The following is a 15429-nucleotide window of genomic DNA, read 5'->3' on the forward strand; positions in this document are numbered from 1 at the left end:
GAGTCCCATACGTATAATGCATTATTTNCGGGAGATAACTGTTCTGAGCAAATTTTACGAAAAAGTTGCTGTTATTCCCGGCAGTTGACCGGGGGACCCGGAATAATCATTTACGCTGCCGCTATTTTGCAGTAGCGTGGAGTGACGGCAGGAAGCCGCAGGTTGTAGGGCACAGAAACGATGCTGTGCCGCGCAGTGTCACCCGTTATCAAGGAAGATTGCTATGTCTCCATTCCGTCTCGCTCTGCTATGTCTGTGCCTGGCGCCGCTGGCGTCGTCTGCTGCGCTTTCCGGCGAGGTTCATTTTTCAGGACGGGTCATCAATCCGGCCTGTGTTATCGTCCCCCGGCACGATCGTATCGATGTCTCGTGCCAGCACCATTCACCGGAACAGGTCGCCTTGACAAACAACCGTCCTCGCTACGCCATGCCGGACAATCGCGGTGAGGTCAGTATTCACTGGCGAAATGCGCAGCATAGTGAAGCGGATGTCATTATTCGCTATCGCTAAGGCGGGATAAAGGCAATGAAGAGTAAGCTGATGCAAGGAGGTAAAGGATAAACCGTTGTGCGGTTTATGCGCGCATCAGCCATAACCAGCGGGCAGACGCGCGCGCAGAAAATCATTCATGAAAACAATTATTGCCGCCGCCCGGCGGCAGAATCAGGTGTCGTCTGGCGCCCAAGCGAGCTCCGGGATCGGAAAGCGGCCCACCGTCATAGAGAAAGGGAAGCAACTCAGCGGATCCGCGACTGTTCATCGTCGCGTAACGTCAGCACCTCAAAACCGTTGGCGGTGACGGCCACGGTGTGCTCCCATTGCGCGGAGAGTTTTTTATCGCGGGTAACCACCGTCCAGCCATCTTTTTTGGTTTTGATACGGCTGTCGCCCTGGTTGACCATCGGCTCAATGGTGAACACCATGCCTTCCTGCAGCACGGCGCCTTCTCCGGGGCGGCCGTAATGCAGCACCTGCGGTTCCTCATGCATTTCCTGACCGACGCCGTGACCGCAATATTCTCTGACCACGCTATAGCCATGTTCCTCCACCCAGCGCTGAATAGCGTGGCCAATATCGCCCAGCGTCGCGCCAGGCTTCACCACCTCAATGCCTTTCCACATCGCTTCATAGGTAGTCTTTACCAGCCGGCGGGCCAGCGGGGAGACATCGCCTATCAGGTACATCTTACTGGAGTCGGCAATCATGCCCGCTTTCTCGAGGGTGATATCGACGTTAACAATCATCCCGGAGCGCAGATGTTCGGTCGCTTTGGGGATCCCGTGGCACACCACATCGTTAATGGAAGTGTTCAACACATAGGGAAAATCGTATTGCCCCTTGCTGGCCGGGCGGGCGTGCAGCTGGTTGACGATAAAATCTTCCACTCGATCGTTAATCGCCATCGTCGTTACGCCGGGAACGATAAAAGTATCCAGCATATCAAACACTGACGCCAGCAGCTGGCCGGCATGGCGCTGCCGGGCGAGTTCGTCGGCGGTTTTAATGATTATTGATGGCATTGATCACCTCCAGCAGACGGTCAGAGCCGGATTTCAGCATCAGCAGTTTGATCTGCTGGTGGTTAAGCTCAGGGTAGAGTTCGCTCATCATGCCCAGACGGATCCAGTATTCCGCCTGGGCATTGACGGAGCGGGACATGGCTTTGCTGGCATCACGAATATCATCGTGCAGCAGATCGGAGATTTTGACGATTCCCATAGATATATACCGTAATGATTCGTATATACATCGTATACAATCCAGCGCGGGATGTCCTTGGCATTTTGTGGCGTGGATGGCGAGCACCATGCAAAAAAGCCCGACCAGCGGGCTTATATTCAGCATTTTTTCGGGTTAAAAATTCGCGCTGTGCACCATGGCGAAAATTACCCATTAGATTATCGGTATGCAGAAAGAAAATAACATGATGGCGACGCATCAATATATTTTATGCAGGTGTTAATTTTGCGTATTAATATTCTCCCGTCAGGCCGGGAATCCGAAGGATTTACAGCGCGTCAGTGAGTTTATCCACCACCACTTTACCCGCATTATCGAACTGCGTAATGCGGAAACTGTCGCTCCAGGAGCGGCGGGTGGTGAAGCGGTCGAACAGGGATACCCGGCCTTTGCGCTGGCCATCTTTACTTAAAATAACCCATTCGGTCACCGAAGAATAATGCTGGCTATTGTCATGCCGACTCTGTTGTTCAACAAGCTGGTCTTCTTTTTCCACTTTTAAATAATCACGCAACATATTTAACCTCCATAGAAAGTATTATTAACATTACTCCTTTTATTTATTCTTTCAATCAAACTTTTTAATCAATAAAAGTAACTATTAGTGGGCGACCTAAGTGCAAAAATCGCGGGGAATATCACTCCTTCGGACGGCCTGGTCCACTACGCTTAACGAGAGCGTCCGCCGCGCCTTCTGCGGTGTCCGGGTCAGAAAGAGGCCAACAAAAGGCTATCTCCTTGTATTCTTAATAGGCGTAATTCTGCTATATCTAATGCGTTTTGCCACGATCAAGCCACAGAGAGCGCTGTACCATGAGTAACGATCACCTGACGGATATTGCCTATCGCCACTTTATTGAAAGCGTTAAAGATTATGCCATCTATATGCTGAGCGCCGACGGCACGGTCATTAGCTGGAATGAGGGCGCCCGCCGGGCAAAAGGGTACCTGAGCGACGAGATCATCGGTCGCTACTTCGGTCTCTTCTATAGCGAAGCTGAGCAACTCTCCGGTGTACCCGCAAAAAACCTGGAAATCGCCCTGCGTAGCGGGCAGTTTGAAGGGGAAGGCTGGCGGTATCGCAAAGACGGGTCCCGATTCTGGGCGCATGTCATGATCGATACCATCCGCGATGAGCAGAACACCCTGCTGGGTTTTGCCAAAATTACCCGCGACATTAGTGAACAGAAGGCGATTAACGACCGCATCGCCTGGATGGCGCGCTACGATGCGTTAACCGGTTTACCCAATCGGGTGGAGTTTTTTGAACGGGTGGAGAAGCTGATCACTGGAAATGATGCCCGCCGCTTTGCCATTTTCACGATCGATTTAGACAAATTTAAAGAGATTAACGATCTGCAGGGCCATCTGATTGGTGACCAGCTGCTGCAGCGCGTTGCGGGCGCCGTGCTCAAAACGCTGCAGAAGGAGGAGATGGTCGCCCGCTTCGGCGGCGATGAGTTTGTGGCCGTTAAACCTTTTTCCGATGAGGGTGAAGTGGATGCCTTTGCTGCGCGCCTGTGGCACTGCTTCAGCGGTAAGCAGACGTTTGCCGCGACGGAAGTGGTTCTCTCCGCCAGCATTGGCATCTCAGTCTACCCGGAGGACGGCACGGATATTAATACGATACTGAGCAATTCCGATCTGGCTATGTATCGGGCAAAAAGCAGCCTCGACCATAAGATTTGCTGGTATGAACGTGAAATGGATGACAAGACGCGGCAGCGCAATATGATGGCCGCCGATATCCGGCGCGGTATTCACGCCGGGGAGTTTTCGCTCCACTATCAGGCTATCCGCAACATCAAAGATCGTAGCATCACCGGTTACGAGGCGCTGCTGCGCTGGCAGCATCCGCAGCTGGGGACGATCCCGCCGGACGTGTTTATTCCCATCGCCGAAGAGAGCGGCGCCATCGTGCCCTTAGGTTACTGGGTGCTCGAGCAGGTGTGTAACGAATCGCTGGAAAATGGTTTGAACAGAAAAGTTTCGGTCAATATCTCTCCGGTGCAGTTGCGTCATCGTAGCTTTATCGAAAAAGTTCGCGAGATCCTGATGCGTACCGCCTACCCGGTCAGTCTGCTGGAGTTTGAGGTCACCGAAACGGCGTTTGTGATCAATAAACAGCTGGCGTTCAGCGTTCTGCATCATCTGCAAAAAATGGGGATCAGTATTGCGCTGGATGACTTTGGCACCGGTTACTCCTCCCTGAGCATGCTGCGCGATTTTCATTTCGACGTCATCAAACTCGACCGCAGCTTTATGACAGATGTGGAGAGCAACCCTCAGGTACGCTCATTCGTGCGAGCCATTATTTCGCTGGGCAATTCGATCAATACGCCGCTTATCGCCGAGGGGGTGGAAACGGCTGGACAACTGCAGATCCTCGAAGAGGAGGGATGTGACGAGATGCAGGGATTTCTGTTCGGCGAGCCGGTCGATATCAAACACCTGCCCGACCGGCGCTGATGCGCCCACCCTCCGCTGGTGGGCGTAAGGGCGTTATTGATGCGCAAGCGCTGCCTGCCCGGAAAGATGCAGCAGCGCCGAGCGCAGCGAGACCTCGAACATCTGACCGTGCGTCAGGCCGGGGTAGCGCCAGAAGGCTACGGTCAACCCTTTACTGGCAAGCTGCTGTTGGGTTTGACGCAACACCTCAAGCGAGGCCTCGTGCCCGGACGGTTCTCCACGGGCTTTACCGTCACCCTCGAGTAGGTACAGCGATTTCCCGCGAAAGCGGACGGCATCAAGACTTTGGCTTGCCTGCAAAGGCGATTGCAGGGCCTGACCTAGCGACGGGCTGGCGGAATAGTAGATCCCAAACGGCGAAGCCTTCCTCCACGCGTCGAGCACAAACAATCCGCCGTAGGAGTGGCCCCAGATAGCGCGCTGGTGGGGATCTATTTTCAGGTTAGCTTCCGTCTGGGGAACCATCGTTTCGGTCAGCAGTTGGCGAAAAACATCATTGCCCCCGGTTTTACGCGGCGGTAGCGCGGGTTTCCCGGCGCGAGGCTCATGCGTCTTTAGCGGTGGGGTGTAATCCCAGGCGCGGGCTGCGGTATCAAAGGGCAGCGCGGTCTGGTAGCCGATAGCGACGATCACCGGCGGGGAGCCGGCGAAGAGCTGCTGCAGAAACGCGTCGTCGAGTTTATCCATCACCGCGTTGCCATCCAACATATACAGTACCGGATAGCCGGCGGCGGGCGGGGTTTTGTCCGGCACTGCGGTCCATACCCGGTAGTGACGTTCGCCATCGGCAGAGTCATACTGGCGTTGCGTAAAGTGGTAAAAAGCCGACCCTTTATCCGCAATGTTCGGCCCCAGCGGCTGAAGAACCGGCCGGGCAATACTGCCGCTGCTGTAGAAGAGTGCGCCAATCGCCAGCGTCAGCAGCCCGCTCGTACGACCTGTTGTGATGCTCCCTGAACTCAACTTCACCTCGTCTGTCCCCCTGTTTTGTTGCTTCTGGCGTTATTGTTGGGCTGACACGTTAGCACAGCTTTTATGATAATGGTTCTCATTTCTTTTTCTGGCGTTGCCACAAACTGTATGCTGGGGGAGCGGGTGACGGGATAAACGGAGATGACGAAGAGAAGGCCCCCTGTAGGCGGTCATAAAAGAAAATTCAGGAACGATCGTGAAGGTGACTCAACAGTTTTTTGACCAGCGGAGTGAGCGCAATAAACAGCAGCGCAATAATTACGATCAGCAAGAGCGTCAGCCCTTTATGGTGGCTGATAAGCACCAACAGCATCGCCAGCGTCATGGTATGAACCTTTAATAGATGGCGTTAACCACCGCCAAGGTGAATAAAATTCAACAGAATGGTTATGACCACCCGGGCCAGCAGCAGATAGCGTCGTTTATCGCGTCGAGCTTCCAGCGCAGCAAAATAGTTAGCGCTGTACCAGGTCGATATGATAATAGCCAGCGTGATGATGGCCTGCCAGATCGCCTCGCTGAAACCGGTGACGATGCTTATGCCACGAAAGCAGAGGACAATCGCAATACCGTTAAACGCATTACACATCAGCCATCCCCACAGACTTGCGGGTCGGCTAAATAAATATCCCAATCGTAAAACCAATGTCGTATTCACCCTGCTAAAATAATCGCGCTGTAAAATGCATTTTAACGATCGAACAGGTATTGATATAAATCAAAACTAATGGAATACCGTAGGAATCACTGGCGTACGGTGCTAACAGCGCGAGCAATAAACCTGAGGGTCAGTAGCCCTGAAGAATATTTAACTCATTGTTTTAATGGGGTTTTAGTTATGAGATGCCTGCGCTAATGTGCGTACTTCAAGCAAGTAGCAATACGTTGGTTTCTCTGGTTATTATTGCCATTGAGGTTATAACGGGGAGAATCAGATTATTCGCCATGTTTGCTGGGCGAGGGGTGAAAATCCGACCGGGGCCAGAGCTCCGGTCGGTGTCATACTTAATGGGGCAAGGCGTTATGCTGCAGAATTTTCAGGAAATCATGTTTGTCAGAGATTAATGACAGTGCATTAGCGATCAGCTCATCGCTAAATATCGAGGCAATTTCCTTGAGTACGTCAATATGCTCTTTCTCTTTCGCGATCACGCCGATGGCAATAAACATTACATTGCTCCGATCCCAGATTACGCCATCAGGAAACTGATAGATCTCAATCCCGGTTTTAAGGATGATATCCGTCGCGGATTTCGGCAAATGCGGCAGGGTGATGCCATTGCCTAAAAAGGTCGAGACCTGATGTTCACGCTCCAGCAGAAAGTGGACACATTCCTGATTGACATAGCCTTTGGCTTTAAACTCCGCGCCGATCATGGCGATGACTTCCGCTTTATTACTGGCTTTGCAGCCAATATGCAGATTATCCAGCGTGATGTTATCGATCATAACCAACCTCCCTGGTGAGACGAGTGGATTTTTTATCTTCATGGTTTGCTGACAGCTCTGCTTCTAACTGCTCAAGCGATTTATTGGAGGTCTCGGGCAGGGCAAAGACCACGAAAAGAATGGCTAAATAGTTAATGGCGGCGAAGATAAAGAAGACTGGCCCAAGGCCCAGTTTTGCCTGCAGCAGCGGGAACAGATAGCTGACCACCGCGTTCATGATCCACATGAAAAATACCGAGATCCCCATCGACAGCCCGCGGAATTTCAGCGGGAACAGTTCGGCTAATACCACCCAGGTAATAAAGCCCATGGAGCCCTGCATCACGCCGACGAACAGCGCGCCCAGCAGCCAGATGGCGGTAGCTTTCAGGTCACCCACCAGGGTGTAATCGACAGCGGCGATAATCAGATGCAGGGTTGCCATAATGGCGAAACCGTAGATGATGATTGTCTTACGTTTGAAGCGGTCGACAAGGAACAGTACCCCGATCAGCATACCGCCCACGGAGAAAACACCGTTCAGCACGTTGCAGATCAGCGAGGTTCGTTCGGAAAAACCGGCGGCACTCAGGATTTCCGTACCGTAATACATAATGACGTTAACGCCGGTGGTTTGCTGCAGTGCGGCCCAGGTAATGCCGACCAGCAAAATTTTGAGGATCCAGGGTGTTTTGACAATCGTCGCAAAGGTGCTCTGGGCGCTGTACTTATTACCAGCTTCAATTTTGATCAGGGTAGAGATGTCATCGTACTCCTTCTGCGCACGTTCCGCCGGGCGGATTTGTTTGAGGATATGCAGCGCTTCATCATGACGATTTTTGCTGATCAGCCAGCGCGGGCTTTCCGGCGCGCGCCACATGCCAACGAACAGGCAGATGGCCGGAATCGCTTGTACCAGCAGCATATAGCGCCAGACGTCCGGCAGATGGCCCCAGATGATGCCAATGATCGCGTTGATGGCAAACGCCGCCAGCTGGCCAATGACGATGGCGACTTCATTCAGGCCGGTCAGCTTGCCGCGCATCTCGGTAGGCGCCACTTCTGAAATAAAAGTGGGGGCGGTGACCGAAGCGCCGCCGACGGCATAGCCCAGCAGGGCGCGGGCAATCAGCAGGGTAGTGATATCGGGGGCCGCGGCGGAAAGCAACGCGCCGATGAGAAAAACAAAGGAGAGAAAGAGTAAATATTTACGCCGGCCGAAGTAATCGGCAAATTTGCCGCCAAACACGCTGCCCAGCGCGGCGCCGACCAGCAGAACGCTCATTACCAGCCCTTCGGTGGTTGGGGTCAGCGCCATGTACTGCTTCAGTGAGGAAAAGGCGCCGTTGATAACGCCGGTGTCGTAACCGAAAAGCAGGCCGCCGAAGGTGGCCACTAAGGTGATCTGATGAAGTCGTTTTCTCTGTTGCTGGTTCAGGTTTGTTATAAATGACATGGTAGTCCCTTTATTTTGTTGAACGACACAAGATAAAAATACATCTCCCCAGTCAGGATTTATCACGCCTGTGTTGTCGTATCTAACTGAATTAAATGATTTTCTTCTTTGTGTAATTGCTCAGCACAAGGCAGGGTACGCTAAGCAATGGCGGTCAAAGAGGTTTACGGCTTGGTGTTGACATGGATGTAGTCGATATCCGTTCTCCTTTGCGGGTTAGCGGTCTTTAGTGCGTCAGTCGCGACGACATTTGCCGATGAACAGCGCTCTGGTGTGGCACGTTGCTGTCGCTCCGGCGATTTACCGTGGTAAGAATATGGCACAAAGAAATGGAATGAACATGCAACAAGATCACATTATGAAAATTTAATTTCAAATCAGTGTTGCAGAATGGTAAATGCATGAAGCCAATCACAAAGGCTAAAGGGAGTATATCCCCATGAAAAGCAGGTTAAATTTACAGTGAGGTAATAACGATGTTGTTTTCAGTGGGTTAATGTAAATCGAAGAATACTACGCAGATCACATTTTTACGCCATAATATTGAAGAATAGAATTTATATTTCATTGTCACGATCGGGGCAAAATGAAGATAGAGGCCTTTTACCTCCGGTCTGAAGGGGGAAATGAGCGATTCGCTTTGCCCACGGGGGAGGAGGTTAAGGATGAATGCATCACCGGGGGAAACACCGGGTAAAAATGCAGAGAAGGTGGATTCTCTGCATCTTACCCATCACGAAAAAGATCAGTGCAGTGCGGGCCAGTAGCCTTCGTTGGCGACGATCAGTTCATCGAGGATGGCTTTCGCCACCGAAGCGCTAGGCACCGTTTTCGACAGGGCGATGGCCTGCCACAGTTTCTGGTAACTGCCCTCAATCCAGGCCTCAACCACCAGTTTCTCAACCGCCACCTGCTGCTCCATCAACCCTTTCTGGAATGACGGGATTTTCCCCATCGCCAGCGGTTCCGGACCATTAACGCCCACCAGGCAGGGGACTTCCACCATCGCCGTCTCATCGAAGTTGGCGATGGCTCCGTTGTTCTCGACGATCAACAGCATCCGCTCCTGGGTGTTAAAGGCGATAGCGCAGGCGAGGTCGACGATAAAGGTGGCATGGGCCCCGGCATGGAAATGCGCGCCTTCCGCCGTGCCGCGACGGGTGATCTCCCGGGCCATATCAAAGACCTCTTTTTCGCGTCCGGCCATCACCTCGTTGGCCCGCGTAAACTCCGGGTCGGAATGCGCCACTTCATAGTCCGGGTAGAGATAGTATTTCAGATAGGTGTTAGGCAGCGTCGACGGATCGAGGGCAAACACATCCTTCACCTTTTTAAAGGTCTCGATCCAACTCGGCGCCTTATGCTGAAAGTCTTCTTTTGGGCTGCTGTATCCCTGCTCCGCCACGTGACGCTTCAGCGCCGGCATCAAATCGTTACCGGCTTTATCGGTGATGCTGGTCCACCAGCCGAAGTGGTTCAGGCCATAGTAACGAACGTTCAGCGCTTTGCGCGACGGCAGGCCGAGGATGTCGGCGAACAGACCCTCGATAGCCACCGGCATATCGCAGATGTTGATGATGCGCGCGTCGGGCCGCAGGCGACGGGTCGCTTCCGCGACGATAGCCGCCGGGTTGGAGTAGTTGAGCATCCAGGCCCCTGGAGCGTACTGCTGCATATAATCGACCAGCTCCAGCACCCCGGCAATCGAGCGCATACCGTAGGCAATCCCACCCGGACCACAGGTCTCCTGGCCCGGCACGCCATATTTCAGCGGGATCTTTTCATCCTTTTCCCGCATCTCATACAGGCCAACGCGAATATGCGCCATCACGAAATCGACGTCGGTAAAGGCCGCCTGCGGATCGGTGGTATAGCTGAACTTCACCTGTGGGAAGCGTTCAGCCACCAGGATGGCGCAGGCGTCGCCGATAGTCTTCTGACGCTGGTGATGGTTGTCATACAGACGGATCTCCCGCAGGGGAAAGCGCGACATATTTTCCAGTAACATCATCACAATCCCAGGGGTATAAGTACTGCCGCCGCCGGCAATGGTGACCACAAAATTATCTTTCATTTACCACCTCGTTATTCAATAACACCCAGACTGGCGTTGACCGCCGTTCGAATTTTGTTAACTCCCAGGCCATAGATAACCTGGACATGGTTTCCTTTAATCAGCACGCTGCTCCCGCCGCTCTCTTTCAACAGCGTCTGCTGGATAAGGGCGGGGTCCCGCACATCAACCCGCAGACGGGTAAAACAGTTGCCCACCGCACAGACATTCTCTTTCCCTCCCAGCCCGGCAATCACCAGCGCGCCTTTATCCGGATACTCGCTATTAGCCTGTTGCGAATGCTCATCTTCGGCTGCGGTTTCTCGGCCCGGGGTGAGCAGCCGCAGACGGGTAATACAGAAGGTGCCGACCAGGTACATGGTCGCGGTTTCCAGCAGACCGAGGGCGACAAACACCGGCCAGCGCGTCGCGCTGACTCCCGCCGGGAGGTTATAGACGACGAAATCGATGAGACCGTTAGTGGCGCAGACCCTGACGTGAAGCAGCCAGGCCAGCATCTGGAAAAAACCGTCCAGCAGGGAGTAGATAAGCCACAGCAATGGGGCGGTGAAGATAAAGAGAAACTCAAAAGGTTCGGTGATCCCCACCAGGACGGAGGTAACAATCAAGGGGATCAGCGTGACTTTCAACCGCTGCTTATTCTCCGGTTTCGCCGTACGGTAGAAGGCGAGCGCCATGCCGGCGGTGCCAAAAATCTTCACCATCCCATAGGTGAGGAAACGGGCGGAATCACTGAGCGCGTCAACGGGGTGGCGGGCGATTTCGGCCAGGAAAATAGGCTTAGCGCCAATGACGGTCTGACCATCGATCAGCAGCTGACCGCCGATAGAGGTAAAAACGAACGGCGACCAGATCAGATGATGCAGCCCGGTGGGGATCAGGAACCGGTTGAGAAAGCCGTACAGGAAGACCCCGATGGCGCCAAAGGATTTCATAAAGCCGGTCAGCGCCGAAATGCCCAGCTCCACTACCGGCCAGAGATAGACGGTGGCGATGGCGAACATGCCAACCAGCGGCAGCATCACGATCAGCACCAGCTTACTGTTGCCGTAGATCGACAGCGCGCCGCGAAACTCAATCCCAATCACGCGATTATGGACAAAGGCGACAGCGCAGCCAAGGATAATCCCAAGGAATACGCCCATATCGATAACCTGAAAACCGAAGATAAAGGTTTGTCCGCTGCCGTACAGTTGCGCGTTGGTGGCTCCGGTCGCCAGGCGATGGGTGAGGGTTAGCCAGCTATTATTCGCCGCCAGGTACATCAGCCAGGTCATGGCCGCCACGAAGGCCGCTTCGGCCTTGCGGGTTTTCGCCAGACCGCTGGCCAGCCCAAGGCAGAACAGAAACCCAAGATGGTTCATCAGCGCCCAGAGCATACTGGAGACAAATTTCCCCACCAGGTAGAGCCCGCTGCTTTCATCCACCCACAGCCGGTTGGTCGTCATGCTGAACAGGGCGATCAACAGGCCGATAGCTGGCAGATACAGCACCGGCCCGATCATCGCCTTGGAAAAGTCCTGAAGCTTTTTCACTCCAATCATGGTTGTCCTCTCGTCTTTGCAGACCGCTGTCATCACCTGATGAATAGGCTTATCAGACTAGGAGCAGACCACCGGGAACCCGAGCAGGAAAAGGGCCATCTGTGACGAAAGTCATATATATTGTTGCTGGACAGATATATAAATATGGCGTGATTTATAGATGTGTCATTGTTGACTTTTTCGCTGAAAGATAAAAATAATCATTTAATTACATGAAGTTATTCATGTCTACCGTTGACTGGCGCCACTCCATCGAGACATCTAAAAGTGATTTATAAAAAGATTGCCACTGAACTGAAGGCCCGCATCAACAGCGACGACTATGCCGTCGGCGATATGCTGCCCAGCGAAAAAGCGCTCGCCGCGGAGCTGAAGGTCTCGGTGATGACGCTGCGCAAAGCGCTGGCGCTACTGGAGGAAGAAAAGCTGATCGCGCGGCGGCACGGCAGCGGAACCTGCATTGTGCGTAAAAGTAACTATCATGGCGGGGAACTGGAGGGCTTTAACTACCAGATGCAGGTGGTGGGCGTCACCAACTACCGTAACAAAGTTATTGAATTTACGCTGCTTGATGCCCCGCCAGCCATTGCCCAGCAGTTAAAGATCCAGCCGGGGGAGAAAGTGTATTACGTCAGACGGCTGCGGCTGATCGATGAGGTCCCAATCCTGGTGGAAAACAGCTATATCCCCTTCGCCACCTTCCCCTGGCTCAGCGTGGGTAACCTCGAGCAGTCTAAGTTCAACTATTTCAAAAAAGAGTGCCATATCACCATTATCGAGAGCCACCGCAGCTATACCCCGGTGCTGGCGACCCGTGAGCAGGCGGAGCTGCTGCAGGTGGCGCCAAACAGCCTCCTGCTGCGGGTGCAGTCGATCAGCTACGCCCAGAACCGGGCGATCGTCGATTTCTCAGAGATCTACCAGAACACCAGTAAGTACAATGTGAAGCACATTACCCGCCGCTAGAGGATTCAGACCAGCCATCCCCGGGCGATCAGCTCTATCCCCAGCGCCAGCAGGAACAACAGAAAGCCCTGACGAAAGCGCTGCGGGCTGAGACGCGAGCGGATCCGCTGTCCCAGCCACATGCCGAGCAGCGCCGGCAACAGCGCCAGNGCCGACAATAGCCATGCATCATCATGCCAGCCATCGTGCAGGGCGAGGCCGGCCGCCAACGCCAGGGTGGAAAGGGTGAACGACAACCCCAGGGCCTGCACCAGCTCGTCGCGACGAAAGCCCAGCGCCTGTAGCCAGGGAACGGCCGGAATAACAAATACCCCGGTCGCCCCGGTGATAACGCCGGTCAGCCCGCCCATGAGCGGCGACAGCCACTTCTCCACGCGGCCGGAAACCTGAAACACCGGACTGCAGAGCGCATACCCGGCATAGACTATCAATGCGGCGCCAAGCGCCAGCGCCGACCACCGAGGATTGAGGCCGATCAGCAGTGAGGATCCGGCCAACGTGCCAATAATAATCCCGGTCATCATAAGCCAGAGACGACGTACAATCTGCGCCAGCGCCGGGCCTGCCAGTAACTGCCAGAGATTGGTGAGCAGCGAGGGAAGGACCAGCAGCGCCGCTGCGGCCTGCGGCGGCATCAGCAGGCCAAGCAGGCCCATCGCCACGGTGGGCAATCCCATGCCGGTCACCCCTTTGACCAGCCCGGCGGCAATAAAGATCAACAGGAAAGAGATCGTGTGTAAATCGAACATTATGGCTCACTTTTCAGGGTAGAAAGGGGCATTGAAACAGCTGGTCGTGAGGGCCACAATGCGGTATGTTGGCCATAGACTACGGAAAAACCGAAGGGAAAGGAGGGCCTGATGCGACTGGATCTGGCCGATCTGCGGCTATTTATCGCCATCGTGGATACCGGCAGTATCACCGGCGGAGCGGCGAATGCCCATCTGGCCCTGGCGTCCGCCAGTGAGAGGCTGCGCAAGATGGAGGCCGAGATCGGCGTGCCGCTGTTGCACCGTCATGCCCGCGGGGTGACGATGACAGAGGCCGGGGAGGTACTGGCGCGCCATGCCCGCCCGCTTCTTGCGCAGCAGCAGCGTCTGCGCCAGGCGATGCACGCCTTCGCCTGCGGTCAGCGGGGGACGCTGCGCCTGTTCGCCAACACCTCGGCGATGTCGGCCTTTCTGCCGGGGAAGCTCGCCGCCTGGATGGCAGCGCACCCGGCGGTGCAGATCGAAACCGAAGAACGCACCAGCGCGGATATCGTCAGCTGTATCCTGGCGGGCTTGGCGCAGGCCGGAGTGGTGTCCGATGCGGTCGACCCCGGGCCGCTGCGCCTCGATCCCGTCGCTGACGACCCGCTGGTGCTGATCGTGCCGCCAGCTCACCCTCTGGCCGAAAAACAGGAAGTGGCGTTTGCGGCTGTGCTCAACGAGCCGTTGGTCGCCCTCTATCAGACCAGTGCGCTACAGCAGCATATCGAACAGCACGCAGCTGAACTCGGCCAGGCGCTAAACGTTCGGGTCAGGATGAGCCATTTTGCAGGGCTTTGCGAGATGGTGGCGCACGGCGCCGGCGGGGCGATCCTGCCGCGCGTTATTGCCGAGCGTTACCGGCAGCGCTATTCGTTTGCCGTCATCGGGTTACAGGACCGCTGGGCGCAGCGCCGTTTGTGCCTGTGCTACCAGGATGACGCCAGCCTGTCGCCAGCGATGCGCCGCTTACTGGAATGGCTTCGTCAGCCTTGAGAACATCAGTGACAGTGTCACTTTTCATGCCCGTTATTGCTACTGACATCCATGCCAGAGATGCGATAGTAGAGGTCCGCTTTTATTAAGACGCGAATCAGGACAGACAAGATGAGTACATTACCAAAGGTCGCGGTGCTGGGACTCGGCGCCATGGGACACGCTTTTGCCAGTAACCTGCTGAAAAACGGCTTTACCGTTGCCGGCTGGAACCGTTCGCCAGCCCGCGGCGAAGATTTACAGGCGCATGGGTTATCTCTGCACGCCACGCCGCAGCAGGCGGTGGCCGATGCCGAGGTGATCATCAGTATGCTCGCCGACGGCGAGGCCACCCTCGAGGTACTGGCGCAAATCGCGCCCGCCTGTCAGCCGCAGGCGATCTATTGCCAGATGGGCACCATTGGCCTGCCGGAGACCCGGCAGGCCATCGCGTTGTTGCGGGAACTTCAGCCAGCGATGACCTATATCGATGCCCCGGTGTCGGGGACCAAAGCCCCCGCGGAGAAGGCACAGATCCTGGTGCTCGCCAGCGGCGATAGGGAAAAGGGCGCCGCTGCCGAACCGGTGTTTGCGGCTATCTCCCGCGGGACGCAGTGGTTTGGCGAGGCGGGCAACAGCCAGAAAATGAAGCTGGTCCTCAATGCCTGGCTGATTTCGATGATGCAGGGCATCGCGGAGAGCGCCCAGCTGGCGAAGACGCTGGGCTTCACCCCCGACCAGCTGTGGAGCGCCCTGGAAGGCGGCCCGCTGGCGGCGCCCTATGTCAAAGTGAAACTAGACGCCATCGCCAGCGAGCAGTTTACCCCGCAGATGCAGCTGGCGCATGCCCTGAAAGATGCCCGGCTGGCGCTTTCCCTGGCCGAGCCGCACACCATGCCGGGGCTGGAAAACATCGCCGAACTGTGGCAGCAGGCGGCGGACGCGGGATATGCCGGAGAGGATTTGTCTGCGGTATATCAGTGGCTGTCGCCGTCGTCAAAAGCGTAGTTTCCTACCCACGCCTGGAAAGAAGTGGCCATGTTGGCCACTTATCC

16 protein-coding genes are annotated in these 15429 nt (G+C 55.0%); 5 read left to right on the plus strand and 11 right to left on the minus strand.

The genetic code is table 11. From position 1 onward, the window contains the following. Positions 1–223: 223 nt before the first annotated feature. On the plus strand, positions 224–511 hold the full coding sequence (locus VZP09_RS08390; RefSeq protein ID WP_064277343.1) for a hypothetical protein: 288 nt from the start codon (positions 224–226) through the stop codon (positions 509–511). A 227-nt stretch (positions 512–738) separates the two neighbouring features. On the opposite strand, the gene map is transcribed toward VZP09_RS08390, so the two are convergent. The 3 genes from map to VZP09_RS08405 all read right to left on the minus strand — a co-directional run bounded on the left by map (position 739) and on the right by VZP09_RS08405 (position 2258). Further along, on the minus strand, positions 739–1521 hold the full coding sequence (map, locus tag VZP09_RS08395) for a type I methionyl aminopeptidase (RefSeq protein ID WP_004179825.1): 783 nt from the start codon (positions 1519–1521) through the stop codon (positions 739–741). Further along, positions 1502–1720, minus strand: coding sequence for a ParD-like family protein (locus VZP09_RS08400; RefSeq protein ID WP_002904808.1), 219 nt, complete (start codon positions 1718–1720; stop codon positions 1502–1504). Before VZP09_RS08400 ends, map begins: the two co-directional genes overlap by 20 nt. A 289-nt stretch (positions 1721–2009) precedes the next feature. Continuing rightward, positions 2010–2258 carry a hypothetical protein gene (locus VZP09_RS08405; protein ID WP_002904810.1) on the minus strand — a complete coding sequence of 83 codons (249 nt, stop codon included), beginning with the start codon at positions 2256–2258 and terminating at the stop codon, positions 2010–2012. 296 nt (positions 2259–2554) lie between these two features. Between VZP09_RS08405 and VZP09_RS08410 the strand changes: the two genes are divergently transcribed. Further along, positions 2555–4210 (plus strand): putative bifunctional diguanylate cyclase/phosphodiesterase, encoded by a 1656-nt coding sequence (locus tag VZP09_RS08410; RefSeq protein WP_004143447.1) that lies wholly within the window; start codon positions 2555–2557, stop codon positions 4208–4210. A 33-nt stretch (positions 4211–4243) separates the two neighbouring features. On the opposite strand, the gene iroE is transcribed toward VZP09_RS08410, so the two are convergent. The 7 genes from iroE to VZP09_RS08445 form a co-directional block, all read right to left on the minus strand. Further along, on the minus strand, positions 4244–5179 hold the full coding sequence (iroE, locus tag VZP09_RS08415) for a siderophore esterase IroE (protein WP_064277341.1): 936 nt from the start codon (positions 5177–5179) through the stop codon (positions 4244–4246). Positions 5180–5366: 187 nt separating this feature from the next. After that, positions 5367–5507, minus strand: a complete 141-nt coding sequence (locus VZP09_RS08420; protein ID WP_002904814.1) for a hypothetical protein — start codon at positions 5505–5507, stop codon at positions 5367–5369. A 24-nt stretch (positions 5508–5531) separates the two neighbouring features. Continuing rightward, a complete protein-coding gene (locus tag VZP09_RS08425; protein ID WP_064277340.1) occupies positions 5532–5771 on the minus strand; it encodes a hypothetical protein in 240 nt (79 codons plus the stop codon). Between the two features lie 416 nt (positions 5772–6187). Beyond that, positions 6188–6631 carry a PTS sugar transporter subunit IIA gene (locus VZP09_RS08430; protein ID WP_002904819.1) on the minus strand — a complete coding sequence of 148 codons (444 nt, stop codon included), beginning with the start codon at positions 6629–6631 and terminating at the stop codon, positions 6188–6190. After that, the gene (locus tag VZP09_RS08435) at positions 6621–8066 is read right to left on the minus strand and encodes a sugar porter family MFS transporter (RefSeq protein WP_004143440.1); all 1446 of its coding nucleotides are present in this window, start codon (positions 8064–8066) and stop codon (positions 6621–6623) included. The genes VZP09_RS08430 and VZP09_RS08435 overlap by 11 nt, the downstream gene beginning before the upstream one ends. Positions 8067–8811: 745 nt before the next feature. Next, on the minus strand, positions 8812–10140 hold the full coding sequence (locus tag VZP09_RS08440; protein ID WP_040188221.1) for a 6-phospho-alpha-glucosidase: 1329 nt from the start codon (positions 10138–10140) through the stop codon (positions 8812–8814). Between the two features lie 11 nt (positions 10141–10151). After that, on the minus strand, positions 10152–11684 hold the full coding sequence (locus VZP09_RS08445) for a PTS transporter subunit EIIC (RefSeq protein WP_048978512.1): 1533 nt from the start codon (positions 11682–11684) through the stop codon (positions 10152–10154). A gap of 267 nt (positions 11685–11951) precedes the next feature. On the opposite strand from VZP09_RS08445, the gene VZP09_RS08450 reads away from it, so the two are divergent. Then, positions 11952–12650 (plus strand): GntR family transcriptional regulator, encoded by a 699-nt coding sequence (locus tag VZP09_RS08450; RefSeq protein WP_004891992.1) that lies wholly within the window; start codon positions 11952–11954, stop codon positions 12648–12650. Positions 12651–12655: 5 nt separating this feature from the next. Here VZP09_RS08450 and VZP09_RS08455 read toward each other — a convergent pair whose 3' ends face one another. Beyond that, the gene (locus VZP09_RS08455) at positions 12656–13399 is read right to left on the minus strand and encodes a sulfite exporter TauE/SafE family protein (RefSeq protein ID WP_002904827.1); all 744 of its coding nucleotides are present in this window, start codon (positions 13397–13399) and stop codon (positions 12656–12658) included. A gap of 111 nt (positions 13400–13510) precedes the next feature. Here VZP09_RS08455 and VZP09_RS08460 point away from each other — a divergent pair, with 111 nt between their 5' ends. Beyond that, the gene (locus VZP09_RS08460) at positions 13511–14395 is read left to right on the plus strand and encodes a LysR family transcriptional regulator (RefSeq protein WP_040182200.1); all 885 of its coding nucleotides are present in this window, start codon (positions 13511–13513) and stop codon (positions 14393–14395) included. A 111-nt stretch (positions 14396–14506) separates the two neighbouring features. Further along, a complete protein-coding gene (locus VZP09_RS08465; RefSeq protein ID WP_002904832.1) occupies positions 14507–15382 on the plus strand; it encodes an NAD(P)-dependent oxidoreductase in 876 nt (291 codons plus the stop codon). The last annotated feature ends 47 nt before the right edge of the window (positions 15383–15429 follow it).

It is taken from the genome of Klebsiella sp. EMBS2024 (genome assembly GCF_036233805.1).
Taxonomy (GTDB): Bacteria; Pseudomonadota; Gammaproteobacteria; order Enterobacterales; family Enterobacteriaceae; genus Klebsiella; species Klebsiella pneumoniae.